This window comes from Pseudomonas sp. AN-1 (genome assembly GCF_034057115.1).
Taxonomy (GTDB): domain Bacteria; phylum Pseudomonadota; class Gammaproteobacteria; order Pseudomonadales; family Pseudomonadaceae; genus Geopseudomonas.
This window is the reverse complement of sequence record NZ_CP139195.1, coordinates 3056555-3082445: the sequence shown is the minus strand read 5'-3', so window position 1 is coordinate 3082445 and position 25891 is coordinate 3056555. Positions and strand designations below refer to the sequence as shown.

24 protein-coding genes are annotated in these 25891 nt (G+C 68.4%); 16 read left to right on the top strand and 8 right to left on the bottom strand.

Annotated features, from left to right (window positions below; translation table 11 throughout):
- Positions 1–123 precede the first annotated feature (123 nt).
- Together SK095_RS14455 and SK095_RS14450 are read left to right on the top strand one after the other, a co-directional pair.
- Entirely contained in the window at positions 124–843 is a 720-nt protein-coding gene (locus SK095_RS14455; RefSeq protein WP_320546681.1) for a hypothetical protein, read from the top strand.
- Positions 844–933: 90 nt separating this feature from the next.
- Positions 934–1335 (top strand): hypothetical protein, encoded by a 402-nt coding sequence (locus SK095_RS14450; RefSeq protein ID WP_320546680.1) that lies wholly within the window; start codon positions 934–936, stop codon positions 1333–1335.
- Between the two features lie 264 nt (positions 1336–1599).
- On the opposite strand, the gene oadA is transcribed toward SK095_RS14450, so the two are convergent.
- The gene (oadA, locus tag SK095_RS14445; protein ID WP_136491190.1) at positions 1600–3408 is read right to left on the bottom strand and encodes a sodium-extruding oxaloacetate decarboxylase subunit alpha; all 1809 of its coding nucleotides are present in this window, start codon (positions 3406–3408) and stop codon (positions 1600–1602) included.
- A 10-nt stretch (positions 3409–3418) separates the two neighbouring features.
- Positions 3419–4834 carry an acetyl-CoA carboxylase biotin carboxylase subunit gene (locus SK095_RS14440; protein WP_136491191.1) on the bottom strand — a complete coding sequence of 472 codons (1416 nt, stop codon included), beginning with the start codon at positions 4832–4834 and terminating at the stop codon, positions 3419–3421.
- Positions 4835–5099: 265 nt separating this feature from the next.
- Between SK095_RS14440 and SK095_RS14435 the strand changes: the two genes are divergently transcribed.
- The gene (locus SK095_RS14435) at positions 5100–6029 is read left to right on the top strand and encodes a LysR family transcriptional regulator (RefSeq protein WP_136491192.1); all 930 of its coding nucleotides are present in this window, start codon (positions 5100–5102) and stop codon (positions 6027–6029) included.
- A 6-nt stretch (positions 6030–6035) separates the two neighbouring features.
- Here the strand turns inward: SK095_RS14435 and SK095_RS14430 are convergent, their stop codons facing one another.
- A complete protein-coding gene (locus tag SK095_RS14430; RefSeq protein ID WP_201486746.1) occupies positions 6036–6260 on the bottom strand; it encodes a PA3496 family putative envelope integrity protein in 225 nt (74 codons plus the stop codon).
- Between the two features lie 191 nt (positions 6261–6451).
- Here SK095_RS14430 and SK095_RS14425 point away from each other — a divergent pair, with 191 nt between their 5' ends.
- Positions 6452–7444 carry a cytochrome-c peroxidase gene (locus SK095_RS14425; RefSeq protein ID WP_136491194.1) on the top strand — a complete coding sequence of 331 codons (993 nt, stop codon included), beginning with the start codon at positions 6452–6454 and terminating at the stop codon, positions 7442–7444.
- A 21-nt stretch (positions 7445–7465) separates the two neighbouring features.
- Here the strand turns inward: SK095_RS14425 and hexR are convergent, their stop codons facing one another.
- Positions 7466–8347: a transcriptional regulator HexR gene (gene hexR / locus SK095_RS14420; RefSeq protein WP_136491195.1), complete on the bottom strand. Its 882-nt coding sequence runs from the start codon at positions 8345–8347 to the stop codon at positions 7466–7468.
- 138 nt (positions 8348–8485) lie between these two features.
- On the opposite strand from hexR, the gene zwf reads away from it, so the two are divergent.
- The 10 genes from zwf to SK095_RS14370 all read left to right on the top strand — a co-directional run bounded on the left by zwf (position 8486) and on the right by SK095_RS14370 (position 18495).
- The gene (gene zwf / locus SK095_RS14415; RefSeq protein ID WP_320548907.1) at positions 8486–9916 is read left to right on the top strand and encodes a glucose-6-phosphate dehydrogenase; all 1431 of its coding nucleotides are present in this window, start codon (positions 8486–8488) and stop codon (positions 9914–9916) included.
- A gap of 491 nt (positions 9917–10407) precedes the next feature.
- Positions 10408–10941 (top strand): diaminobutyrate acetyltransferase, encoded by a 534-nt coding sequence (ectA, locus tag SK095_RS14410; protein WP_320546679.1) that lies wholly within the window; start codon positions 10408–10410, stop codon positions 10939–10941.
- Positions 10938–12215, top strand: a complete 1278-nt coding sequence (gene ectB, locus SK095_RS14405; protein WP_320546678.1) for a diaminobutyrate--2-oxoglutarate transaminase — start codon at positions 10938–10940, stop codon at positions 12213–12215. Before ectA ends, ectB begins: the two co-directional genes overlap by 4 nt.
- Positions 12216–12226: 11 nt before the next feature.
- A complete protein-coding gene (locus tag SK095_RS14400) occupies positions 12227–12622 on the top strand; it encodes an ectoine synthase (protein WP_320546677.1) in 396 nt (131 codons plus the stop codon).
- A 37-nt stretch (positions 12623–12659) separates the two neighbouring features.
- Positions 12660–13568, top strand: coding sequence for an ectoine hydroxylase (thpD, locus tag SK095_RS14395; RefSeq protein ID WP_320548906.1), 909 nt, complete (start codon positions 12660–12662; stop codon positions 13566–13568).
- Between the two features lie 91 nt (positions 13569–13659).
- Positions 13660–15090 (top strand): aspartate kinase, encoded by a 1431-nt coding sequence (locus tag SK095_RS14390; RefSeq protein WP_320546676.1) that lies wholly within the window; start codon positions 13660–13662, stop codon positions 15088–15090.
- 146 nt (positions 15091–15236) lie between these two features.
- A complete protein-coding gene (locus SK095_RS14385) occupies positions 15237–16118 on the top strand; it encodes a universal stress protein (protein WP_320546675.1) in 882 nt (293 codons plus the stop codon).
- 95 nt (positions 16119–16213) lie between these two features.
- Positions 16214–16837: a CDP-alcohol phosphatidyltransferase family protein gene (locus SK095_RS14380; RefSeq protein ID WP_320546674.1), complete on the top strand. Its 624-nt coding sequence runs from the start codon at positions 16214–16216 to the stop codon at positions 16835–16837.
- A gap of 31 nt (positions 16838–16868) precedes the next feature.
- Positions 16869–17561 carry a lysophospholipid acyltransferase family protein gene (locus tag SK095_RS14375; protein ID WP_320546673.1) on the top strand — a complete coding sequence of 231 codons (693 nt, stop codon included), beginning with the start codon at positions 16869–16871 and terminating at the stop codon, positions 17559–17561.
- A 1-nt stretch (position 17562) separates the two neighbouring features.
- Entirely contained in the window at positions 17563–18495 is a 933-nt protein-coding gene (locus SK095_RS14370; RefSeq protein ID WP_320546672.1) for a phosphatidate cytidylyltransferase, read from the top strand.
- A 180-nt stretch (positions 18496–18675) separates the two neighbouring features.
- Here SK095_RS14370 and SK095_RS14365 read toward each other — a convergent pair whose 3' ends face one another.
- Positions 18676–19686 carry an NAD(P)-dependent alcohol dehydrogenase gene (locus SK095_RS14365; protein ID WP_320546671.1) on the bottom strand — a complete coding sequence of 337 codons (1011 nt, stop codon included), beginning with the start codon at positions 19684–19686 and terminating at the stop codon, positions 18676–18678.
- Positions 19687–19927: 241 nt separating this feature from the next.
- On the opposite strand from SK095_RS14365, the gene SK095_RS14360 reads away from it, so the two are divergent.
- Positions 19928–20146: a YdcH family protein gene (locus tag SK095_RS14360; RefSeq protein ID WP_320546670.1), complete on the top strand. Its 219-nt coding sequence runs from the start codon at positions 19928–19930 to the stop codon at positions 20144–20146.
- An 82-nt stretch (positions 20147–20228) separates the two neighbouring features.
- Here SK095_RS14360 and SK095_RS14355 read toward each other — a convergent pair whose 3' ends face one another.
- Both SK095_RS14355 and SK095_RS14350 read right to left on the bottom strand, forming a co-directional pair.
- On the bottom strand, positions 20229–21122 hold the full coding sequence (locus tag SK095_RS14355) for a PA4780 family RIO1-like protein kinase (RefSeq protein WP_320546669.1): 894 nt from the start codon (positions 21120–21122) through the stop codon (positions 20229–20231).
- A gap of 89 nt (positions 21123–21211) precedes the next feature.
- Positions 21212–21979 (bottom strand): endonuclease, encoded by a 768-nt coding sequence (locus SK095_RS14350; RefSeq protein WP_414153892.1) that lies wholly within the window; start codon positions 21977–21979, stop codon positions 21212–21214.
- 214 nt (positions 21980–22193) lie between these two features.
- On the opposite strand from SK095_RS14350, the gene yegQ reads away from it, so the two are divergent.
- A complete protein-coding gene (gene yegQ, locus SK095_RS14345) occupies positions 22194–23564 on the top strand; it encodes a tRNA 5-hydroxyuridine modification protein YegQ (RefSeq protein ID WP_320548905.1) in 1371 nt (456 codons plus the stop codon).
- A 40-nt stretch (positions 23565–23604) separates the two neighbouring features.
- Here the strand turns inward: yegQ and SK095_RS14340 are convergent, their stop codons facing one another.
- The gene (locus SK095_RS14340) at positions 23605–25761 is read right to left on the bottom strand and encodes a bifunctional diguanylate cyclase/phosphodiesterase (protein ID WP_320546667.1); all 2157 of its coding nucleotides are present in this window, start codon (positions 25759–25761) and stop codon (positions 23605–23607) included.
- Positions 25762–25891 lie beyond the last annotated feature (130 nt).

Below are 25891 nucleotides of genomic sequence, written 5' to 3'. Positions count from 1 at the left end.
CGACGCATTCACGTCACCCCGGGCAGCTCCCACGGAAACCGTTGCTTTCAGGCCTGCTGCCGGATGAAAAATGAATGCTTCAGCGTTTTCCTAAAGACCTGACAGAGAAAGGAGTTCAACCAAATGAGCCTGAGAGTTTCGCGCGGTGGAAAAATAACCTACCAAACAGCAAGTGGCGACTCTTTTGATGTATCCAGCCAAGCGATCGAATACCTTTTCGAGGGTGTCGAACTTGATCGGGATGTACTTCTGAGAGATTTGCTTCTGATCCTTAATAAAAACCCTATTCTAATTGGTGTTTTCGCTCGACTTCGTGCCGAAGAGATCCTGGAAGATATACTTGAAGGACAGGTCAATGAAAATCACGAATACGGCATTGAAAATATCGAATACTTGGAGTTGGACTGGGGCTTTTCATTCAGAGGGGATGATCTTCTCTCAATCTGGCCGAAAATGTCTTTTTCTGGCATTGGCTATGAGTTGCAGGAACCGCTGCAGACCGACTATGCGGTTTTTCCTGCCGGTGCACGGCAGGACTGGGCCCTGGAGTTTTGCGCACCCAGAGAGCTGGCAAGCTACCCAGTACGTATAAATTCTGGGATCAAGATTGAGCCCAATTGCCAGCCAAAATTGATCGACCTTGGTCGCCCTGACTTGGGAAAAGTGATTGAGGGAGTTCTTTACTGCCTTTCGTGGTTTGGTTCAAAAACCGATCGAGAAGAGACAAAGTCCAGAATACTCGCAGCGATCGAAGAAAATGATTTTCACGAAATCGATGTAGACGACCACCTCAAGGAGCTGGGGGAAATGATCGCGAAAATTGACGAAAAGGAAAATCCTTGACACCGCGCCCATGCTGAGCCCCGATGTTTATTGACCTGATCAAAGCATTACATACCCAGGTTACACTCAGAGCCTGTGGAGGACCACCAGATGCCAATTCTAGCTCGCACCCCGGAACAAATCATGCGAGAGGAGCCGAGAGATCTGTACTTTATTGAGTTCGCCAGTGCCAGTGGTGAAATATTCCCCCTGGATCCGTTGCGGCACATTGAGAGTGGCCGACACCCAAGGCCGGACGACCCGCCTGGTCGCGCTGAATTGCTGGCGTGGTTGGAGGAGCACCTACCGAACATGAGAATAGAACCCCTGGCCCCCTACGAAGACTCTTGCGTTATCAGTGGGGGAGTGCTTGGCCGACTTCGTCTGGACTTCGACGAAGAAAGCCTACAAGTCTATGTTAAGCGCTGGGAAGACGCCGATGGCAAGCCTCTTGATCCGCGTTTTGCCTGCTATGCTTTAAGCTATGTGCAGATGACGGATGCTCTTAAATAGCTAGATGATGACCCTCGGCAGGGGGCGTCAATATGCGTTTAGTTAAATGCATTGAGTGAGTAGGGTCGCGCGAAGGAAATTTACCTGTAAAACTAATCGCCATTAATGGTTTTTGTCGCAGTTTCATGAAAAGTATTTGGGTTTTTTCTGCTTCCGGTCGCTGGCTGGGCATATAGAGGCCGGCACATCAAACAGCCACTCCCAATGCGGCAGCAAAAGTTCAAGAACAAAAAAAGGGGAGCCATTCGGCTCCCCTCAAGGGACTTATTCTCCAATCTCGATGAGTACTTCACCGGGATTGACCCTGTCGCCCTTGACCACGTGGATGGCCTTCACGGTACCGGCGATCGGCGCCTGCACCTCGGTCTCCATCTTCATCGCTTCGGTGATCAGCACCGGCTGGCCGGCCCTGACCACATCACCTTCCTTCACCAGCACGTCGACGATGTTGCCCGGCATGGTGGTGCTGACGTCGCCCGGGGCGGCGCTCTGCTTGCGCTTGCCGCCGGCGGCGCCGCCGACGAAGGCGTTGAGCGGCTCGAACACCACCTCTTCCGGCATGCCGTCGATGGCCAGGTAGAAGTGGCGCTTGCCGTCGGTCTTGACGCTGACGCCGGTGATGTCGACGCGGTAGCTCTCGCCGTGCACGTCGACCACGAACTCGGTCGGCACGCCTTCCTGGGCGGCCGGGCGGCCGGCGGCGTCCGGCTGCGGCAGCAGGGCTTCCGGCTTGAGGGTGCCGGCGGCGCGCTCCTCGAGGAACTTGCGGCCGATGTCCGGGAACATGGCGAAGGTCAGCACGTCTTCCTCGGACTTGGCCAGGGCGCCGATCTCCTCGCGCAGGCGGGCCATTTCCGGCTTGAGCAGGTCGGCCGGGCGCACGTCGATGACGTCCTCGTGGCCGATGGCCTGGAAGCGCAGCTGCTCGTTGACCTCGCCCGGGGCCTTGCCGTAGCGGCCCTGCAGGTACAGTTTCACCTCGTTGGTGATGGTCTTGTAGCGCTCGCCGGCCAGCACGTTGAACACCGCCTGGGTGCCGACGATCTGCGAGGTCGGGGTGACCAGCGGCGGGAAGCCGAGGTCGGCGCGCACGCGCGGGATCTCCTCGAACACCTCGTTGATGCGGTGCAGGGCGCCCTGCTCCTTCAGCTGGTTGGCCAGGTTGGACATCATGCCGCCCGGCACCTGGTTGACCTGCACGCGGGTGTCGACGCCGGTGAACTCGCTCTCGAACTGGTGGTACTTCTTGCGCACGTTGTAGAAGTACAGGCCGATCTCCTGCAGCAGCTCCAGGTCCAGGCCGGTGTCGAACGGGGTGCCGCGCAGGGCGGCGACCATCGACTCGGTGCCCGGGTGGCTGGTGCCCCAGGCGAAGCTGGAGATGGCGGTGTCGATGTGCTCGGCGCCGGCCTCGATGGCCTTGAGCTGGCACATGGCGCCCAGGCCCGCGGTGTCGTGGGCGTGGACGAAGATCGGCAGGTCGATCTCGGCCTTCAGCGCCTGCACCAGCTCGGCGGTGGCGTAGGGGGTGAGCAGGCCGGCCATGTCCTTGATGGCGATCGAGTCGACGCCCTTCTCCTGCATGCGCTTGGCCAGCTCGACGAACGACGCGGTGGTGTGCACCGGGCTGGTGGTGTAGGCGATGGTGCCCTGGGCGTGCTTGCCGGCGGCCTTGACCGCCTCGATGGCGGTGCGCAGGTTGCGCACGTCGTTCATCGCATCGAAGATGCGGAACACGTCGATGCCGTTGACCGCGGCCTTGGCGACGAAGGCCTTGACCACGTCGTCGCTGTAGTGGCGGTAGCCGAGCAGGTTCTGGCCGCGCAGCAGCATCTGCAGGCGGGTGTTGGGCAGCGCGGCCTTGAGCTGGCGCAGGCGCTCCCACGGGTCTTCCTTGAGGAAGCGCACGCAGGAATCGAAGGTGGCGCCGCCCCAGACTTCCAGCGACCAGTAGCCGACCTGGTCGAGCTTGGCGCAGATCGGCAGCATGTCCTCGAGGCGCATGCGGGTGGCGATCAGCGACTGGTGGGCGTCGCGCAGGATGGTGTCGGTGACGTGGATCTTCTTGTTCATGCTCAATTCCTCACAGGCCGGCGTGGGCGGCGATGGCGGCGGCGATGGCCAGGGCCAGCTCTTCGGGCTTGCGCTTGACCGAGTAGTTGATCAGTTCCGGGTGGGCTTCGACGAAGCTGGTGTTGAACACGCCGCTGCGGAACTCCGGATTGCGGAGGATTTCCTGGTAGTAGGGCGCGGTGGTCTTCACCCCCTGCACGCGCATGTCGTCCAGCGCGCGCAGGCCGCGGTCCAGCGCCTCTTCCCAGGTCAGTGCCCAGACGATCAGCTTCAGGCACATCGAGTCGTAGTACGGCGGAATGGTGTAGCCGGTGTAGATCGCCGTGTCGGTGCGCACGCCGGGGCCGCCGGGCGCGTAGTAGCGGGTGATCTTGCCGAACGAGGGCAGGAAGTTGTTCTTCGGGTCCTCGGCGTTGATGCGGAACTGGATCGCGTAGCCGCGGTGGACGATGTCCTCCTGCTTGACCGACAGCGGCAGGCCGCTGGCGATGCGGATCTGCTCGCGGACGATGTCGATCCCGGTGATTTCCTCGGTGATGGTGTGCTCCACCTGCACGCGGGTGTTCATCTCCATGAAGTACACCTCGCCCTCGGCGAGCAGGAACTCCACGGTGCCGGCGTTCTCGTAGCCGACCGCGCGCGCCGCCTTGACCGCCAGCTCGCCGATGTAGGCGCGCTGCTCGGGGGTCAGCTGCGGGCTGGGGGCGATCTCGATCAGCTTCTGGTTGCGGCGCTGGATCGAGCAGTCGCGCTCGAACAGGTGCACGGTGTTGCCGAAGCTGTCGGCGAGGATCTGCGCCTCGATGTGCTTGGGGTTGACGATGCACTTCTCGAGGAACACCTCGGCGCTGCCGAAGGCCTTGGTGGCCTCGGAGATCACCCGCGGGTAGGCCTGCTCCAGCTCGTCGCGGCTGTTGCAGCGGCGGATGCCGCGGCCGCCGCCGCCGGAGGTGGCCTTGAGCATCACCGGGTAGCCGATGCGCTCGGCCTCGGATAGGGCCTCCTCGAGGTCGGCGACGTTGCCTTCGGTGCCGGGGGTGCAGGGCACGCCGGCGGCGATCATCGAGCGGCGCGCCTCGGTCTTGTCGCCCATGCGGCGGATCACCTCGGCCGATGGGCCGATGAACTTGATCCCGCGCTCGGCGCAGATCTCCGCCAGTTCGGCGTTCTCGGAGAGGAAGCCGTAGCCCGGGTGCAGGGCGTCGCAGCCGGTCTCGACGGCCAGGTTGACCAGCTTGCGCGGGTTCAGGTAGCCGGCCAGCGGCTCGTCGCCGAGGTTGTGCGCCTCGTCGGCGCGCTTGACGTGCAGCGCATGACGGTCGGCTTCGGAATACACGGCCACCGAGCGGATGCCCATCTCGGCGCAGGCCCGCACGATACGCACGGCGATCTCGCCACGGTTGGCGATGAGGATTTTTCTTATCACGGAGGTCTCCCTCGGCTTGGGCTGGCTGACCGGCCGGTCAGGCCGCAGGTGCATTCACCCTAGCGCCGCGGGGTCGATTAAGAAAAATGAATATTTGTTAGGTTGAGCATAAACTACAACTTATGCATCGGCGGAGCGCCCGGATTTCCTGGCCTGCAGTCGACCGTCGGGTCACGACCAGCCGCTCGTCGCTACATGTTGCAACCCGGTTGCCGAATGGTTGCAGCGCGCTGCCGAGTGCCTTTCTCCCGTTGCCGAGGTCCCCATGCGCAAGTCCCTGATGCGTCTCACCCTGCGCCAGCTGCAGGTGTTCCGCGCGGTGTGCGAGACCCGCTCGTACAGCCGCGCCGCCGAGGAGATGGCCCTCACCCAGCCGGCGGTCAGCCTGCAGATCCGCCAGCTCGAGGAGCTGGTCGGCCAGCCGCTGTTCGAGTACGTCGGCAAGAAGCTCTACCTGACCGACGCCGCCGAGGCGCTGCGCCGCGCCGGCGCCGACATCTTCGGCCGCCTGGAGAGCCTCGACATGCAGCTCTCCGACCTGCAGGGTTCGCTGCAGGGGCTGCTCAGCCTGACCGTGGAGTCCAGCGCCGAGTACTTCGTTCCCCACCTGTTCGGCGAATTTCGCCGCGAGCACCCCGAGGTCGGCCTGCAGCTCACCGTCGCCAGCCACGCCCAGGTGCTGCGCCGCATGGGCGTCAGCCGCGACGAGCTGATGATCCTCTCCCAGGTGCCGACCGGCATGAACCTGGAGTTCAACCCGTTCCTCACCAACCACATCGTCGCCGTGGCGCCACCCGGCCATCCGCTGTGCCAGCGCGAGTCGCTGACCCTGCAGGAGCTGACCGCCTGGCCGCTGCTGGTGCGCGAGCCGGGCTCGGGCACCCGCCAGGCCTGCGAGCGCTTCTGCCACGACAAGCGCGCCCACTTCGCCCAGACCCTGCAGCTCGGCTCGCAGGAGGCGCAGCGCGCCGGGGTGCTGGCCGGCCTGGGCCTCGCCCTGCTGCCGCGCCATGCGGTGAGCCTGGAGCTGGCCAGCGGCCGCCTGCGCGAGCTGCCGGTGGCCGAGCTGCCGCTGCAGCACAGCTGGTGCGTGGTGTACCCGCGCGACCGCTACCTGAGCCCGGTGGCCAGCGCCTTCCTCGAGTACATCCGCGCCAACCGCGCGGCGATCAACGCCCTCGGCCAGCGCCTGTGAGCGGCTTCAGGCGCCGGGCTGGCGGCGTGCCTCGGCGCGCAGCGCGCGCACGTAGTTGACGGCGATCAGCTCGGGATAGTCGTGGATCTCCTGATCCAGGCGGCGCTCCTCGTTGTACAGCTCGATGGCCCGGCGGAAGGCCATGCGGCGCTGGTCCTCCAGCTTGCGGCGGGCCTTGGCGTCCAGGCGCGGGGCTTCGGGGTTGGCGGCGACAGCATGGTGGCGGGGCATGGCGTCTCTCCCATCGCGAATGATCCAGGGAGTTCGAGCATGCCGCAGGAGGAGTGACGGCTTGACGGCAGCGCGGTGACGCCGGCGTGACAGGCGCTTCCCGGCAATGACCTTGTTCAGCGCGAGGGCATTCGGCTACCCTGCGCGCCGCGAATCAATCCGCGACAACCTCATCGGAAGAGGAATGCACCATGCACAAACCCCTCCTGCTGGCTGCCGGCCTGCTGCTCGGCAGCAGCGCCTGGGCTGCGGCCCCTGCCAACGAACCCATCCAGCCGGTCGAGCCGGCGCGAATCACCGAACCGGCCAAGGTCGAGCTGGGCAAGCAGCTGTTCTTCGACCCGCGCCTGTCGAAGTCGGGCTTCATCTCCTGCAACTCCTGCCACAACCTGAGCCTGGGCGGCAGCGACAACCTGCCGACCTCCATCGGCCACAACTGGCAGAAGGGGCCGATCAACTCGCCCACCGTGCTCAACTCGGGCATGAACATCGCCCAGTTCTGGGACGGCCGCGCCGCCGACCTCAAGGCGCAGGCCGGCGGGCCGATCGCCAACCCGATGGAGATGGGCTTCAGCCACGACCTGGCCGTCGACGTGGTCGGCTCGATCCCGCAATACCGCGCCGCCTTCCGGCAGATCTACAAGACCGACCAGGTCACCATCGACGCGATCACCGATGCCATCGCCGCCTTCGAGAAGACCCTGGTCACCCCGAATTCGCGCTTCGACCGCTGGCTGGGCGGCGACCAGAGCGCCCTGACCACGACCGAACTGGACGGCTACCGCCTGTTCAAGGACGTCGGCTGTACCGGCTGCCACAATGGCCCGGCGGTCGGTGGCAACTCGTTCCAGAAGATGGGCCTGGTCAATCCGTACCTGACCAACAACCCGGCCCAAGGCGTCGCCGGGCTGACCGGCAAGGATGCCGACCGCTTCAAGTTCAAGGTGCCGACGCTGCGCAACGTCGAGCTGACCTATCCCTACTTCCACGATGGCGCCTACTGGAAGCTGGAGGAGGCGGTGGACGTGATGGCGCGCCTGCAGCTCGGCCGCCAGCTGCGCGAGGACGAGATCGGCAAGATCACGGCCTTCCTCAAGACCCTGACCGGCGAGCAGCCGAAATTCCCGCTGCCGATCCTGCCGCCGTCGGCGGCCGACACGCCGCGACCGCAGCCGTTCGAGTAACGGCTGGCGGCCCGGGCCGGCTCAGGCGCCGCCCGGGCCGTCCTCGGCCGGCTTGGCGGTCTTCGGCGACAGGCGCAGGCTGCGCAGGCTGCGCTTGACGCTCTTCAGGTGGTTGACCAGGTCCGGGCCGCGGGCCATGGCCACGCCCATCGCCAGCACGTCGATCACCACCAGGTGGGCGATGCGCGAGGTCAGCGGGGTGTAGATCTCGGTGTCCTCCTGCACGTCGATGGCCAGGTTGACGGTGGCCAGGTCGGCCAGCGGGGTCTGGCTCGGGCACAGGGTGATCAGCGTGGCGCCGCTTTCGCGCACCAGGTTGGCGGTGGTCAGCAGGTCCTTGGAGCGCCCCGACTGCGAGATGCAGATGGCCACGTCGCCGGGCTTGAGGGTCACCGCGCTCATCGCCTGCATGTGCGGGTCGGAGTAGGCGGCGGCGGTCAGCAGCAGGCGGAAGAACTTGTGCTGGGCGTCGGCGGCCACCGCGCCGGAGGCGCCGAAGCCGTAGAACTCGACGCGCGAGGCGTTGGCGATGGCGTTGACCGCGCGCTCCAGCGCCTGCATGTCGAGGTGCTCGCGCACCTCCATCAGGGTGTGCAGGGTGGTGTCGAAGATCTTCAGGCTGAAGTCGGCCAGCGAGTCTTCCTCGTGGATGGCGAACTGGCCGAAGCTGGCGCCGGCGGCCAGGCTCTGCGCCAGCTTGAGCTTGAGATCCTGGAAGCCCGTGCAGCCGATGGCGCGGCAGAAGCGCACGATGGTCGGCTCGCTGATGCCGACCTCGTGGGCGAGGTCGGCCATCGAGCTGTGCATGACGGAAGCCGGGTCCTGCAGCACGTAGTCGGCGACCTTGAGCTCCGACTTGCGCAGCAGGGAGCGGGATTGGGCAATGTGTTGCAACAGATTCACGGGGCGGACTCGGGTTATGATCGGCCAAAGCCGGAGGTAGTGACCTTGTAGTTATACTACAAGAACTGCGCCAGCGCCCAGGCAAACCGCATCGGAGAATTCCCCGTGCCGTCCCCCTCTCCCGTTCTTCCCTGCGACATGCTGGTGTTCGGCGGCACCGGCGATCTGGCCCTGCACAAGCTGCTGCCGGCACTCTACCACCTGCACCGCGAGCAGCGCCTGCCCGCCGATCTGCGCATCCTCGCCCTGGCCCGCACCGGGCTGGACCGCGACGCCTACCGCGCGCTGGCCGAGCGCCGCTGCCGCGCGCAGATCGCCCGCAGCGACTTCGACGCCGACACCTGGCAGGGCTTCGCCGCGCGCCTCGACTACTTCGCCATGGACGTGTCGCAGAGCGCCGAGTTCGGCCGCCTGGCGCGCCGCCTGGGCGAGACCTGCGCGCGTGCGCGCATCTACTACCTGGCCACCGCGCCGCAGCTGTTCGCCCCCATCGCCGCCCACCTGGCCGTCGCCGGGCTGGCCGGCGCCGACACGCGCATCGTCCTCGAGAAGCCCATCGGCCATTCGCTGGAGTCGGCGCTGGCGATCACCGGGGCGATCGGCAAGGTGTTCGACGAGTCGCAGGTGTTCCGCATCGACCACTACCTGGGCAAGGAGACGGTGCAGAACCTGATGGCGCTGCGCTTCGCCAACGCCCTGTTCGAGCCGGTGTGGCGCGCCGGGCACATCGACCACGTGCAGATCAGCGTGCTCGAGACCCTCGGCGTGGAGAACCGCGGCGCCTACTACGACCAGGCCGGCGCCATGCGCGACATGCTGCAGAACCACCTGCTGCAGCTGCTGTGCCTGGTGGCCATGGAGGCGCCGGTGCGCTTCGACGCCGAGGCGGTGCGCAACGAGAAGGTGAAGATCCTCCAGGCGCTCAAGCCGCTGAGCGGCCTCGACGTGCGCGACAAGACCGTGCGCGGCCAGTACGCCAGCGGCCGCATCGGTGGCCAGGAGGTGCCGGCCTACTACTTCGAGAAGCACGTCGACAACGACAGCGACACCGAGACCTTCGTCGCCGTGCAGGCCGAGATCGACAACTGGCGCTGGGCCGGCGTGCCCTTCTACCTGCGCACCGGCAAGCGCCTCAAGCGCAAGTGTTCGGAGATCGTCATCCAGTTCAAGCCGGTGCCGCACCGCCTGTTCCCCGGCGCCGCCGAGCAGGCCAACCGCCTGCTGATCCGCCTGCAGCCGGAGGAGCGCATCAGCCTGCAGCTCTTGGCCAAGACCCCGGGCAAGGGCATGACCCTGGAGCCGGTCGAGCTCGACCTCAACCTGGCCACCGCCTTCTCCCGCCAGCGCCGCTGGGACGCCTACGAGCGCCTGCTGCTCGACGTGATCGAGGGCGACCCGACCCTGTTCATGCGCCGCGACGAGGTCGAGGCCGCCTGGCGCTGGGTCAGCCCGATCCTCGACGGCTGGCACCAGCACTACCAGAAGCCGCGCCCCTACCCGGCCGGCTCGAGCGGCCCGGAGCAGGCGCACAGCCTGCTCGAGCTGGCCGGCCGGCAGTGGCACGACTGAGCGGAAAGTACTGCGGCAGAGGCGCTCGAGCCCTGCCGCGGGCATGTTGCGCAATTCATCTATCCTTCACCTCAGTGCAACTTCCGTAATCCGCCTGAATATATCCGTCGAATCATTTCGGAGCGGGCGGATTTTTCGCCAGATATATCCGCCGAGGATTTTCGGAAACTTCGTCGAGTGCGTCCGATATATGTCGCGGTTGTCGGCGGCGGATCTGCCGTGCCTGTCGGCGGATTGGTAACAAGATATTTCAACGGCTTCGCGGCGCCTCTCCGGGTGGCGATCCGGGGTGCCGTGATTCAAAAAAAATCATTTTGAATCAATAGCTTACTTTTTTATCCCGACGTTCCCGAGCGACGCCCGAAGGCGCCGCCGCGGACGGCTGCGGATGCCGCCGTTGGTGCCGGCCGGCGGGAATTGCCGGTTGCACCGACCAACTTCCTGTGTTTGGGTGAATAAGGACTCCGACAACAACCATCAAGGATCCCGTTTTGCCAAGTATCCCCGTCAGGCTCCGTCGTCCAACCGACGGCGACGGATACAGCCTCAATCAGCTGGTGGCCAGTTGTCCGCCGCTGGATACCAACTCGGTATATTGCAATCTGCTGCAGTGTGCCGATTTCGCCGATACCGCCATCGCCGCCGAAGACCTCCAGGGTCGCCTGGTCGGCTTCATCTCCGGCTACTGTCCGCCGGCCCGCCCGGACACCCTGTTCGTCTGGCAGGTGGCGGTGGACAGCTCGCTGCGCGGCCAGGGACTGGCCCTGCGCATGCTGCTGGCGCTGACCGCGCGGGTCGCCGCCGAACGCGGCGTGCGCTACCTGGAAACCACCATCTCGCCGGACAACGCCGCCTCGCAGGCGCTGTTCCGCCGCGCCTTCGCCAGTCTCGGCGCCGAGTTCGAGACCCGCACCCTGTTCTCCCGGGCCGTGCATTTCGCCGGCAGGCACGCGGATGAAGTGCTCTACCGTGCCGGCCCGTTTGCCGCCCCCGCACTCGAAGAACAACTCAAGGAGATCGCATGAACGCCTTCGAACAGCACGAATCGACCGTCCGCAGCTACTGCCGCTCGTTCCCGGTGGTGTTCCAGCAGGCCCGCGGCGCGGAGCTGATCGCCCGCGACGGCACCCGCTACCTGGACTTCCTCGCCGGCGCCGGCACCCTCAACTACGGGCACAACCATCCGCTGCTCAAGCAGGCGCTGCTCGACTACATCGAGAACGACGGCCTCACCCACGGCCTGGACATGCACTCGGCGGCCAAGGAGCGCTTCCTCGAGACCTTCCACCGGCTGATCCTCGCGCCGCGCGGCATGTCCGGCTACCTGATGCAGTTCACCGGGCCGACCGGCACCAACGCCGTCGAGGCGGCGCTCAAGCTGGCGCGCAAGGTCACCGGGCGCAGCGGCATCCTCAGCTTCACCAACGGCTTCCACGGCTGCACCCTGGGCGCCCTGGCCGCCACCGGCAACCAGCACCACCGCGGCGGCGCCGGCACCGCGCTGGGCGACGTCAGCCGCATGCCCTACGCCAACTACTTCGGCGAGCAGGTCAACACCATCGCGATGATCGACAAGCTGCTCGACGACCCGAGCAGCGGCGTCGACAAGCCGGCCGCGGCCATCGTCGAGACGGTGCAGGGCGAGGGCGGCCTCAACGTCGCCTCGGCCGAGTGGCTGCGCCGTCTCGAGCGGCTGTGCCGCAAGCACGGCATGCTGCTGATCGTCGACGACATCCAGGCCGGCTGCGGGCGCACCGGCAGCTTCTTCAGCTTCGAGCAGATGGGCATCCGCCCGGACCTGATCACCCTGTCCAAGTCGCTGTCCGGCTACGGCCTGCCGTTCGCCATGCTGCTGCTGCGCAGGGAACTCGACCAGTGGCAGCCGGGCGAGCACAACGGCACCTTCCGCGGCAACAACCACGCCTTCGTCACTGCCACCGCGGCGCTCGAGCAGTTCTGGCAGGACGACGCCTTCGCCGCCAGCGTGCGCGCCAAGGGCCAGCGCATCGCCGAGCGCCTGCAGCGCATCGTCCGCCGTCACGGTCCTGCCTCCCTGCAGCTCAAGGGCCGCGGGATGATGCTCGGCATCGCCTGCCCGGACGGCGATACCGCCGCGGCGGTGTGCCGCCACGCCTTCGCCAGCGGCCTGGTGATCGAGACCAGCGGCGCCCACGGCGAAGTGGTCAAGTGCCTGTGCCCGCTGATCATCGAGGAGGCGCAGATCGACCGCGCCATGGACATCCTCGACGGTGCCTTCGCTGCCGCCCTGTCCACCCAGACCGCCACCCGAGCCTCCTGAGGAGAATCCGCATGATCGTACGCACCCTGGCCGAATGCGAGCAGTCCGGCCGCAAGATCGTCACCGACACCTGGGACAGCACCCGCATGCTGCTCAAGGACGACAACATGGGCTTCTCGTTCCACATCACCACCATCTACGCCAACAGCGAGACGCACATCCACTACCAGAACCACCTGGAGTCGGTGTACTGCATCAGCGGCGAGGGCGAGATCGAGACCATCGCCGACGGCAAGGTCTACCCGATCAGGCCCGGCACCCTGTACATCCTCGACCAGCACGACGAGCACCTGCTGCGCGGTTTCAGCGAGATGAAGATGGCCTGCGTGTTCAATCCGCCGCTCAACGGCAAGGAAGTCCACGACGAGAACGGCGTCTATCCGCTGGAAGCCGACGCCGTCGCCTGACCACCCGTCAACCGAGGAGGAAAGCCGCGTGACCAACGTGCAAACCGACCTTTACCCCTCGCGCCAGGCCAGCGAGCCGCGCTGGCAGGAGCGTCTCGACCCGGTGGTGCATCGCACCGACCTGGAGAATGCGCCGATCGCCGCCGAGCTGATCGAGCGCTTCGAGCGCGACGGCTATCTGGTGCTGCCGAACGTGTTCAGCGCCGAGGAAGTGGCGCTGCTGCGTCGCGAGCTGCAGCGCATGCTGAGCGACCCGGCGGTGACCGCCTCGGGCAAGGCCATCCAGGAGCCGGACAGCGGCGCGGTACGCTCGGTGTTCGAGATCCACCGCGACAACCCGCTGTTCGCCCGGGTGGCCCGCGACCAGCGGATCGCCGGCATCGCCCGCTTCATCCTCGGCGGCGACATCTACGTGCACCAGTCGCGGCTGAACTTCAAGCCGGGCTTCGACGGCAAGGAGTTCTACTGGCACTCGGACTTCGAGACCTGGCACGTCGAGGACGGCATGCCGCGCATGCAGGCGCTGAGCTGTTCGGTACTGCTCACCGACAACCACAGCTACAACGGCCCGCTGCTGCTGATGCCCGGTTCGCACCGCCACTACATCCATTGCGTCGGTGCGACCCCGGAGAACCACTACGCACAGTCGCTGCGCCGCCAGGAGGTCGGGGTGCCCGACCAGGCCAGCCTCAGCGAGCTGGCCGCGCGCCACGGCATCGCCACGGCGACCGCACCGGCCGGCAGCGTGGTGCTGTTCGACTGCAACATCATGCACGGCTCCAACGGCAACATCACACCGGACGCGCGCAGCAACCTGTTCTACGTCTACAATCGCGTCAGCAACGCCGTACAGGCACCCTTCTGCGAGCAGGCTCCGCGCCCGGCCTTCGTGGCCGAGCGTCGGGACTTCCGCGCGCTGGACATCCAGCCGCAGCAGTACCTCTGACGTTCCGGCGACGGTCCCGCGCTCTGCGCGGGGCCGCCGGCGGCGGCAGCGGCCGGCCCGCCTCCCATCGACGACTGACGCTGAAACCACGATGCATACCGTAGAAAAGATCGGCGGCACCTCCATGAGCCGCTTCGAGGAACTCCTCGACAACATCTTCATCGGCCCGCGACAGGGCGCTGAGCTGTACCAGCGCATCTTCGTCGTCTCGGCCTACAGCGGCATGACCAACCTGCTGCTCGAACACAAGAAGACCGGCGAGCCGGGCGTCTACCAGCGCTTCGCCGATGCCCACAACGAGGGCGCCTGGCGCGAGGCCCTGGAAGACGTGCGCGCGCGCATGCTGGCCAAGAACGCCGAGCTGTTCGCCGGCACGCCGGAGCAGGCCGCCGCCGACGCCTTCATCGGCTCGCGCATCGACGACGCCCGGGACTGCATGGACAGCCTGCAGAAGCTTTGCAGCTACGGCCACTTCCAGCTCACCGAGAACCTGATGAAGGTGCGCGAGATGCTCGCCTCGCTCGGCGAGGCGCACAGCGCCTTCAACAGCGTGCTGGCGCTGCGCCAGCGCGACGTCAACGCGCGCCTGGTCGACCTCAGCGGCTGGCAGATGGAAACCCCGCTGCCGTTCGAGGAGATGATCCGCGCCAGCTTCGCCGGCATCGACCTGTCCCGCGAGCTGGTCATCGCCACCGGCTACGCGCACTGCGCCGAAGGCCTGATGAACACCTTCGACCGCGGCTACAGCGAGATCACCTTCGCCCAGATCGCCGCCGCCACCGGCGCCCGTGAGGCGATCATCCACAAGGAATTCCACCTCAGCAGCGCCGACCCCAACCTGGTCGGCGTCGACAAGGTGGTGACCATCGGCCGCACCAACTACGACGTCGCCGACCAGCTGTCCAACCTCGGCATGGAGGCGATCCACCCGCGCGCCGCGCGCACCCTGCGCCGCGCCGGCATCCAGCTGCGCATCAAGAACGCCTTCGAGCCCGAGCACGCCGGCACCCTGATCAGCCAGGACTACTGCAGCGCACGGCCCTGCGTGGAGATCATCGCCGGGCGCAAGGACGTGTTCGGCCTCGAGGTGTTCGACCAGGAGATGCTCGGCGACCCCGACCACGACATCGAGGTCAGCAAGCTGCTCAAGCAGCTCAAGCTGTACGTGGTCAACAAGGACTCCGACGCCAACAGCATCACCTACTACGTCACCGGCTCGCGCAAGCTGATCAACCGCGCCGCCAAGCTGGTCGAGGAGCGCTACCCGGCCGCCGAGGTGACCGTGCACAACGTCGCCATCGTCTCGGCGATCGGCTCCAACCTCAAGGTCAAGGGCATCCTCGCCCGCACCGCCAGCGCGCTGGCCGAGGCCGGCATCAGCATCCAGGCGCTGCACCAGTCGATCCGCCAGGTGGAGATGCAGTGCGTGGTCAACGAGGAAGACTACGCCGCCGCCATCGCCGCGCTGCACCGCGCGCTGATCGAGCCGGAGAACCACGGCGACGTGATCGCCGCCGCCTGACGCGCTGCAGGCCGTGCCTCCCGGGCGCGAGGCACGGCCATTTCCCCTCCCCCTCCTTGCGCACCGGGCGGCGCGGCATCCGTGCTATGGTCGCGGCAGGTGGCCGTCCGCCACGGCCGAGATCGCCGGCAACAAGGAGAACGCCCATGATCCGTCTGCATACCCTGCTCGCGCCCACCGACCTTTCCGCCCCGGCGCGCCAGGCCGCCGAGCGCGCGGCCCGGCTCGCCGCCGACGGCGGCGCCCGCCTGGTGCTGCAGCACGTGGTCAGCAGCGGCGCACTGGACACCCTGCGCCAGCTGTTCGGCGCCGCTCCCGGCGACCTGCAGCAGCGCCTGCTCGACGAGGCCCGCGAGGAGCTGCGCGAGCTCGGCGCCGCGCTGCACGAGCGCTGCGGCGTGGACGCCGAGCTGCACCTGGGCAGCGGCGCGGTGGCCGCCGAGATCGCCTGCGAGGCCGATGCCCTCGACGCCGATCTGCTGGTGCTCGGCGCGCGCGGCGCCAGCCTGGTGCACGATCTGCTGCTCGGCTCGACCACTGAGCGCGTGCTGCGCAAGACCGGCCGCCCGCTGCTGGTGGTGCGCCGCGCGGCCGCGCACGCCTACCGGCGGGTGCTGCTGCCGGTGGACTTCTCGGCACGCTCGCGCCAGGCCATCGCCATGGCCCGCGCGCTGGCGCCGCAGGCCGAGCTGCTCCTGCTGCACGCCTTCGAGGTGCCCTTCGAGGGCCGCCTGCGCCACGCCGGGGTCGGCGAGGCGGAGCTGGCCGCGCTGACGGCCAGCGCCCGGCGCGAGGCCGAGGCGCGCATGGCCGAGCTGGTCGCCGCCAGCGGCCTGCCGGCCGACGCCGTGCAGCCCCTGGTACTGCACGGCGACGCCAGCGTGCACATCCTCGACCAGCAGCAGCTGCACGGCAGCGAGCTGATCGTCATCGGCAAGCGTGGCCAGGGCGTTCTCGAGGAACTGCTGCTCGGCAGCGTGACCCGCCACATCCTCACCCAGGCGCGCAGCGACGTACTGGTGATCTGAGTCGACCCGCGGGCTGACGCAGTTCGTGGACGCCGCCCCGGCAGGCCGGCTATCGTGGCTCCATCCCAAGGACGCCTCCGGCAACGGACCCCGCCATGCCCTCGATCTACCAGCTCAAGCCGCGCTTCCAGGCGCTGCTGCGCCCCGCGGTGCAGCGCCTGCACGCGCGTGGCGTCACCGCCAACCAGGTGACCCTCGCCGCCGCGGCGATCTCCGTGGCGCTCGGCGCGCTGCTCGCCGCCTGCGCCAGCCAGGTCTGGCTGTTCGCCTTGATCCCGCTGTGGATGCTGCTGCGCATGGCGCTCAACGCCATCGACGGTGTGCTCGCCCGCGAGTTCGGCCAGCAATCGCACCTCGGCGCCTACCTCAACGAGCTGTGCGACGTGATCGCCGACAGCGCGCTGTTCCTGCCGTTCGCCCTGCTGCCCGGCGTCAGCCCGCTGTGGGTGGTGCTGGTGACCCTGCTGGCGCTGCTCGCCGAATACGCCGGGGCGATGGGCCCGCTGGCCGGCGCCAGCCGCCGCTACGACGGGCCGATGGGCAAGAGCGACCGCGCCTTCGCCTTCGGCGTGCTCGGCGCCGGGGTGGCCACCGGCCTGCTGCCGCCGGCCTGGCTCGACCCCCTGCTGCTGCTGATCGCCGCCCTGCTGCTGCTGACCCTGGTCAACCGCGTGCGCCAGGGCGTCGTCGAGGCCGCACGCCAGTCACCGCCGGCCTGAGCGCCGACCCGTCGCAGCAAGGAGCACGCCGATGAACGACACCCCGATCCCGCCCAGCGGCGAAGACCTGCCGCCAGCCCCGCCGCCGCCGCGCCCGCCCAGCGGCCCGGCGCAGCGTCTGCTGGCCCGTCTGATCATCGGCTTCGCCCGCCTGCTCACCGGCGCGCGCAGCCTGTGGCGCGGCTGCCTGCCCGAGGCGCGCCAGCGCATCTATTTCGCCAACCACAGCAGCCATGCCGACTTCGTGCTGCTGTGGTCGTCGTTGCCGCCAGCGCTGCGCGCGCGCACCCGTCCGGTGGCCGGCGCCGACTACTGGCAGCGCGACGCCGTGCGCCGCTTCCTGATCCACCGGGTGTTCCACGGCGTGCTGGTCGACCGCGAGCGCAGCTCCGCCGCCAACCCGCTCGAGCCGCTGCTCGCCGCCCTGCACGCCGGCGACTCGCTGATCCTGTTTCCCGAGGGCACGCGCAACCTGACCGACGAGCTGCTGCCGTTCAGGAGCGGCCTGTACCGCCTCGGCCGGGCCTGCCCGCAGGTCGAGCTGGTGCCGGTGTGGATCGCCAACCTCAAGCGGGTGATGCCCAAGGGTCGCGTGCTGCCGCTGCCGCTGCTGTGCACGGTGAGCTTCGGCGCGCCGCTGAGCATCGGCGCCGACGAGAGCAAGGAAGCCTTCCTCGCCCGCGCCCGCGACGCCCTGCTCGAACTGGCTGCGGAGGCCGACTGACATGGACCGCGACACCCTGACCCTGTTCGCCGGCATCGGCGCCCTGCTGGCGCTGGCCTCCCTGATCGGCTTCGTCCTCAAGTGGCGCAGCCGCGGCGCCGCCAGCCCGGTGATCGACAACCTCAACGCGCGGATCAACGCCTGGTGGGTGATGGTCGCGGTGCTCGGCACGGCCTTCTGGCTCGGCCAGGGCGCGGTGATCGGCCTGTTCGCCATCATCTCCTTCTGCGCCCTGCGCGAGTTCATCACCCTCACGCCGACCCGCGCCAGCGACTACCCGGCGCTGGCGGCGGCCTTCTACCTGGTGCTGCCGGCGCAGTACCTGCTGATCGCCCACGACTGGTACGGGCTGTTCGCGATCTTCATCCCGGTCTACGTCTTCCTCCTGCTGCCGATCCTCGCCTCGCTGGGCGGCGATACCACCGCCTTCCTCGAGCGCACCGCCAAGGTGCAGTGGGGGATGATGATCGCGGTGTTCTGCATCTCCCACGTGCCGGCGCTGCTGACCCTCGACATCCCCGGCTTCGAAGGGCGCAACCTGCTTTTGATCGCCTGGCTGGTGCTGGTGGTGCAGCTCAGCGACGTGCTGCAGTACGTCTGCGGCAAGCTGTTCGGCCGGCGCCGGATCGCCCCGCAGCTGTCGCCGTCGAAGACCGTGGAAGGCTTCGCCGGCGGCGTGGCGCTGGCCACCCTGGTCGGTGCCTCGCTGTTCTGGATCACCCCGTTCGGCTTCTGGGAGGCGCTGGCGGTCGCCCTGGTGGTCACCCTGCTCGGCTTCTTCGGCGGCCTGGTGATGTCGGCGATCAAGCGTGACCGCGGGGTGAAGGACTGGGGCCACATGATCGAGGGTCACGGCGGCATGCTCGACCGCCTGGATTCGGTGTGCTTCGCCGCGCCGATCTTCTTCCATGTGCTGCGCTACGGCTGGACCTGAACGGCGCTCCGCGGGCGCGGCAGGATTCGCGGTGCGCAGGGCGCACCCTACGGACGGTACGGCGACGAGTGCCACGTGGAGCAGGCGCTGGTTGTAGGGTGCGCCGCGCGCACCACGTGAGCGCGGCGGGATTCGCGGTGCGCCGCGCGCACCCTACGTTGGGCGTCCGTCGCGACTGCCTCAGAACTCCAGGCAGATCTTGCCGAAGTGCCGGTTGCTTTCCTGGTAGCGGAACGCCTCGACGATTTCCTCGAGGGCGAAGCGGCGGTCGATCACCGGGCGCAGGCCGTTGGCGTCGATGGCGCGGACCATCGCCTGCTGCTGGGCGCGGCTGCCGACCAGCACGCCCTGCAGGCGCAGCTGCTTGAGCAGCGCCGGCACCAGCGGCAGTTCGCCGGCCACCCCGCTGAGGATGCCGATCACCGCGATGTGCCCGCCGACCCGCGCGGCGGCCATCGACTGCGCCAGGGTGGCCGGGCCGCCGACCTCGATGACGTGGTCGACGCCGCGCCCGCCGGTCAGCGCGCGGGCGGTTTCGCCCCAGGCCGGATCCGTGCGGTAGTTGATCAGGTGGTCGGCGCCCATGGCCGCGAGGCGCTCGAGCTTGGCGTCGCTGGACGAGGTGGCGATCACCGTGGCGCCGGCCAGCTTGGCGAACTGCAGGGCGAAGATCGACACGCCGCCGGTGCCCTGCACCAGCACAGTGTCGCCGGCCTTCAGCGCGCCGTCGGCCATCAGCGCGCGCCAGGCGGTGAGGCCGGCGGTGGTCAGGGTGGCCGCCTCGGCGTGGCTCCAGCCGCGCGGCGCGCGGGTGAAGGCGCTGGCGCGGGCGGTCACCACTTCGCGGGCGTAGCCGTCGATGCCGTCGCCCGGCACCGTGGCGAAGCCCTCGACCGGCGGCTCGCCGTCCAGCCAGTCGGGGAAGAAGGTGCTGACCACCGAGTCGCCGACGGCGAACTCGTCGACCCCGGCGCCCACGGCGATCACCTCGCCGGCGCCGTCGGCCATCGGGATGCGTGGCTCGCTCGGCCCCCACATGCCGCTGACCACGGCGAAGTCGTGGTAGTTGAGCGAGCTGGCGTGCAGGCGCACGCTGATCTCGCCCGGCCCGGGGGCGGCCGCGGTGCTGCTGCCGACGCTGACCCTGTCGTAGCCGCCGCCCGGCTGGACGTAGATGGCCTTGCCTTGCATGGGGAATCTCCTTCGATGACATGGTTGCGGAACTGACCGGCTGATCTGACCGGAGCCGGGGCGCGCTGTCCAGTCGCACGACGAGCCGGCGCACGGTCGGCGCCGCGATGGCGCATGATCCCGGTCAATACGCGCGGCCGCGGCGGTGCCACCATGAAGCCAAGAGCAAGTCACGGTTTCCCGATGCTGCGGCCGTCATGGCCGCCCGCCCCTTCGCTGTAGCCACGAACCAGGAGTTTGCATGTTTCCCGAATATCGCGACCTGATCACCCGCCTGAAGACCGAAGACGCGCACTTCACCCGTCTGTTCGACGAGCACAACGAGCTGGACCAGCGCATCAAGAACCTCGAGGCGCGCATCGAGCTGGGCACCGATGCCGAGATCGAGACCCTGAAGAAGGAGAAACTCAGCCTCAAGGACCAGCTCTACGTGATCCTCAAGGACGCCGCCGCGGCCTGACGCCCGGCCTTGCCGTCACGGCCCGCCATCCGGCGGGCCGTGTCTTTTCTGCGCCCCGTGCCGGCGGCGGCAGTCCCGCCGTTCAGCCGCGCAGCCACGGCGGCGTCGGTTCCTCGCGTACTGCCGGCGCGTCGGCCGCCTCCAGCGCGGCCTTGCGCCGCGCCTCGTCGGCCAGGGTGGCCTCGATCTCGCGCAGCACCGCGTCGAGGTCGGCGGCTTCCTCCGGCTCGTCGAACTCGCCAGTCAGCACGCTGCTCGGCGTCAGCTTGCCGGCTTCGTACAGCGCCCACATCTCCTTGGCATGCTTGCACTCGCGCAGTTCGGGGGCGAACTGGCCGAAGTAGGCGTTCATGTTGGCGACGTCGCGCTCGAGCATGCGCAGTGCATGGTTGTTGCCGGCGGCGTCCACTGCCTGCGGCAGGTCGATCACCACCGGGCCGTCCGGGCCGAGCAGCACGTTGAACTCGGAGAGGTCGCCGTGCACCAGGCCGGCGCAGAGCATCAGCACCACCTGGCGGATCATGAAGGCGTGGTATTCGCGGGCCTGCTCGGCGGTCAGCTCGACGTCGTTGAGGCGCGGCGCGGCATCGCCGTCGGCGCCGGCGACCATCTCCATCAGCAGCACGCCGTCGAGGAAGTCGTGGGGCTTGGGCACGCGCACGCCGGCGCCGTCCAGGCGGTACAGTGCGGCCACCTCGGCGTTCTGCCAGGACTCCTCCTGCTCGCGGCGGCCGTACTTGCTGCCCTTGGCCATGGCGCGCGCGTCGCGGCTGTTGCGCACCTTGCGGCCTTCCTGGTATTCGGCGGCCTGGCGGAAGCCGCGCTTGTTGGCTTCCTTGTAGACCTTGGCGCAGCGCAGCTGGTTGCCGCAGCGCACCACGTACACGGCCGCTTCCTTGCCGCTCATCAGCGGACGGATGACCTCGTCGATCAGGCCGTCCTCGACCAGCGGCTCAAGGCGTTTCGGGGTTTTCATCGGTTTGTGCGGTGCTCGTTGTGGCGTGGAGAATTCCAGTCTCCCTTATACGGCAAACGGCGCGCGCGGGCATCCGGCCCGCGCCGTGCTCAGCGCCGGAGAGCCGCCTCGGCCAGCGAGCCGGCGATGCCGAGCGCGCTGCCGGCCACCTCGCCGAGACGGCCGAAGCCGCAGCGCCACAGCGCCACTTCGCCGACGTACGGATTGCCCCAGCCCATCTTGCAGGCGATCGCCTGGTTGCGCCGGCGCTCGGCCTCGCTGGCCGGGTGCAGGCGGTGCCAGGCCTCGTAGCGCTGGCGGTCCTGCTTGGACAGGCGCAGCTGGTAGCGCTCGTGCATGTACAGGTAGGTGCGCGCGATGGCGCCGCGAGTCGCCTCGGGGGGCATGGCCTGGCGGCTGCGGAAGTCGATCACCATCCCGCACCGGCCGTATTGCCCGGGACTGGCGGCCAGCCGGTCGGTGAGCGGGAAGTTGCTGCGGTCGCCGTTGACCTCGCCGATGGCCGGCACCAGGTTGTGCAGGTCGGCCTCGGCGCGGGCGAACACCGGGTCCCTTTCGCTGCAGCGGTCGCGCCCGCCCTGCTGCCAGCACTGGCGCTGGTGGCCGATCACCCAGGCCGGCACCACGTGCTCCCACTCGATGCGCGCCGCGCGCTGGGCGTTCCTGCGCGGGCGGTAGCCGCAGCTGGCCAGGTCGACGCGGTTGCCCTGGTAGGCGCAGCCGCAGTAGAAGGTCTGCCCCCGCTCGCCGTGGATGTCGCGGGCGATCCGCTTGGCTGCCTGGAAGCTGTCCGGGGCCTGTGGCGGGACCAGGAAGGCCGCGGCCAGCGCCGCCAGCAGGGCGATCCCCAGTTGCAGCAGGCGGTTGGCGGGTTTCTTGCGGGCCGGTTTCCGTCTGGCCGGTTTGCGCATCTCGGGTCTCACTCCACGCTGTCGAGGGGCGCGACTCTAGGCAGCGCCGCGCTCCGGGGCAAGGCCGCGCCTGTCGCGCCGCTGGCGGGCGGGCGCGCATTCGTGGTCAATCCACAGTAAAATGCTGCGTTTTTCCGACGCCCTGCGAGTCTGCCGCGCCATGACCACCGCCTTCCGTCCCGAACTGCTCTCCCCCGCCGGCACGCTGAAAAGCATGCGCTACGCCTTCGCCTACGGCGCCGACGCGGTGTACGCCGGGCAGCCGCGCTACAGCCTGCGGGTGCGCAACAACGAGTTCGACCACGCCAACCTCAAGCTGGGCATCGACGAGGCCCACGCGCTGGGCAAGAAGTTCTACGTGGTGGTCAACATCGCCCCGCACAACGCCAAGCTGAAGACCTTCATCCGGGACCTCGAGCCGGTGGTGGCGATGGGCCCGGACGCGCTGATCATGTCCGACCCGGGGCTGATCATGCTGGTGCGCGACCACTTCCCCGCGCAGGCGATCCACCTGTCGGTGCAGGCCAACGCGGTGAACTGGGCCTCGGTGGAGTTCTGGCGGCGCATCGGCGTCAGCCGCATCATCCTCTCGCGCGAGCTGTCGCTGGAGGAGATCGCCGAGATCCGCGAGCAGGTGCCGGCCATCGAGCTGGAGGTGTTCGTCCACGGCGCGCTGTGCATGGCCTACTCCGGGCGTTGCCTGCTGTCCGGCTACCTCAACCACCGCGACCCCAACCAGGGCACCTGCACCAACGCCTGCCGCTGGGAGTACAAGGTGCACGAGGGCAAGGAGGACGAGCTGGGCAACGTCGTCCACGTCCACGAGCCGATCCCGGTGATGCAGCTCGACCAGGCGGTTGAGCCGACCCTCGGCGCCGGCGCGCCCACCGACCAGGTGATGCTGCTGGAAGAAAGCAACCGTCCCGGCGAGTACATGGAGGCGTTCGAGGACGAGCACGGCACCTACATCATGAACTCCAAGGACCTGCGCGCCGTGCAGCACGTCGAGCGCCTGACCCAGATGGGCGTGCACTCGCTGAAGATCGAGGGCCGCACCAAGAGCCACTACTACGTGGCGCGCACCGCCCAGGTGTACCGCAAGGCGATCGACGACGCGGTGGCCGGGCGGCCGTTCGACATGAGCCTGATGGACACCCTCGAGTCGCTGGCCCACCGCGGCTACACCGAGGGCTTCCTGCGCCGCCACGTGCACGACGAATACCAGAACTACCAGCACGGCTACTCGCTGTCCGAGCGCCAGCAGTTCGTCGGCGAGTTCACCGGGGTGCGCAAGGACGGCCTGGCCGAGGTGGCGGTGAAGAACCGCTTCCAGGTCGGCGACCTGCTCGAGCTGATGAGCCCGCAGGGTAACCTCAACTTCCGCCTCGAGCACATGCTCGACAAGAAGGGCGAGAGCGCCACGGTGGCGCCAGGCGACGGCCACGTGGTCTACCTGCCGGTGCCGGAGGAGATCGACCTGCAGTACGCGCTGCTGATGCGTCACCTGGACGGCGGCAGCACCCGCGGCTGAGCCGGCGCACCCCGGGGCGGCGCCGGCTCAGCCGCGCGCTTCAGGCGAGGGCGCTGACCCTGGGTTTCTGCGCGTCCAGCAGCCCGGCCAGCGTCAGCGCCTCCACCGGGTGGCTGATCAGGTAGCCCTGGATCTCGTCGCAGGCGTGCTCGCGCAGGAACTCCAGCTGCGCCGGCCGCTCCACCCCCTCGGCCACCACCTGCAGGCCGAGGCTGTGGGCCATGGCGATGATCGCCCGGGTGATCGCCGCGTCGCCGCCCTCGCCGGCGTCCAGCTCGCGGATGAAGGTGCGATCGATCTTCACCACGTCCACCGGCAGGTGCTTGAGGTAGCCGAGCGAGGAATAGCCGGTGCCGAAGTCGTCGATCGCCAGGCGCACGCCGAGGGCGCGCAGCTCGCGGAACTGCCCGGCCAGGGTCTCGACGTTGTCGGCCAGCTGGCTCTCGGTCAGCTCCAGCTCCAGCAGGTGCGCCGGCAGGCCGGTTTCCGCGAGGATCGCCGCGACCCGCGCGACGAAGCCCGGCTGGCGCAGCTGGGCCATGGCGACGTTCACCGACACGCGCAGCTCGGCCAGCCCGCTCTGCCGCCACTCCTGCGCCTGGCGGCAGGCCTGGCGCAGGACGAAGTCGCCGATGGCGGTGATCTGCCCGGTCTCCTCGGCCAAGCCGATGAAGCCCCCCGGCGACAGCAGGCCGAACTCCGGGTGGCGCCAGCGCACCAGCGCCTCGGCGCCGTGCAGGCGCTCGCTGCGCAGGGTCAGGCGCGGCTGGTAGAACACCTCCAGCTGGCTGCGCTCCAGCGCCTTGTCCAGCTGCGCCTCGAGCAGCAGCCGCTCGCGGCTGCCGGTACGCAGGCTGTTGCGGTAGAACTGCAGGTTGTTGCCGCCCAGCTGCTTGGCGTGGCGCATGGCCATGCTCGCCTGGCTGAACAGGCTGGCCGGGTCGCCGGCGACGGACAGCAGGCCGATGCCCAGCGAGGCGCCGACCACCATCTCCTGGCCGTCGACCTCGATGCCCTGGCGCAGCACGGCGAGCAGGCGCCGGCCGAGCGGCTCGAGTTCGCCGGCCGGGCCGCCGCTACCGAGCAGCACGGCGAACTCGTCCACCGCGATGCGCGCGATGGTGTCGGCCTGCGGCAGGCTGGCGCGCAGGCGCTGGGCCATCTCGCAGAGGACGCTGTCGGCGGCCTGGTGGCCGAGGCTCTCGTTGAGCAGCTTGAAGCGGTCGAGGTCGAGGTGCAGCAGGGCCAGTTCGCCGCCCGCGGCGCGCACCCGCGCCACGGCGGCGTCGAGGTTCTCCAGCAGCAGGCTGCGGTTGGCCAGCCCGGTCAGCGGATCGTGGCTGGCGAGGAAGCGCCGCTGCGCCTCCTCGGCGCGGCGCGCCTGCTCGCTCTCGCTGAGCGCGCGGGTGCGCTCGCTGACCCGTTCCTCCAGCGCCCGCTGCGCGGTGCGCAGCTCGGCCTCGACCTGCTGGCGCTGGCGCACCTCGCTGGCCAGTTCCTGGTTCATGCGCATGCTGGCCTTGCGCGCCTGCTCCTGGAACTCCAGCAGCGACTGGTTCTGGAAGCGGTGCAGCAGGTTGCGCTGCCAGGCGCGGTTGATCTGCCAGGCGCTGACCAGCAGGGCCGGCAGCAGGAGCAGGCCGAACACTCCCCAGCCGCGCAGCTGCAGGTCGTCGCTGCCGAGCAGCGACAGGCTGGAAGGCAGCAGCGCCGGCAGGGCGAAGGCGAGGAAGGCGCGCAGGCTGGCGGCGTAGGCCACGCTGGCGGAGATGGTCGCGGTGGCCAGCAGGCCGTAGACCAGCGCCTGCTGCAGCGGTTCGGCCAGCGGCATCAGCAGGATGCCGGCCAGCGCCAGGGTCAGCCCCGAGGCGGCGGCGCCGAGCAGCAGGGTCAGCCGCCACACCGGGTCGGCCTGGCGTTCGGCGGGGGCGCGCTGGAAGGTGCGGGTCTGCCACAGGCGCAGGCCGACCAGCAGGCCCAGCCAGCCGAGCAGGGCGGCGAGCATGCCGGTGCGCTGCTGGTCCCAGAGCAGGACGACGCAACTGAGGCCGCCGAGCAGCATCAGCAGGCTGGGCAGGCGCGAACCGCGATACAGCTGGCGGGTCAGGGCGGCATCGATCGCCACGGCGTACTGCTGGCGTACCGCCTGGGGGTCGATGGCCGGCGGCTGGACATCGTGGGAGAAGAGAAAGGTCATGGGCGCAACTTGTGCTGTTGTTCTTGTCGTATTGTCCCGGACATGTGCGCCAGCTCTCCCTGCGTCGGTGGGCCGGCACTTCCGGCCAGGCCAGAGTTTGCCGCGTCTTCGCCCCGACCGCTAGAATGCC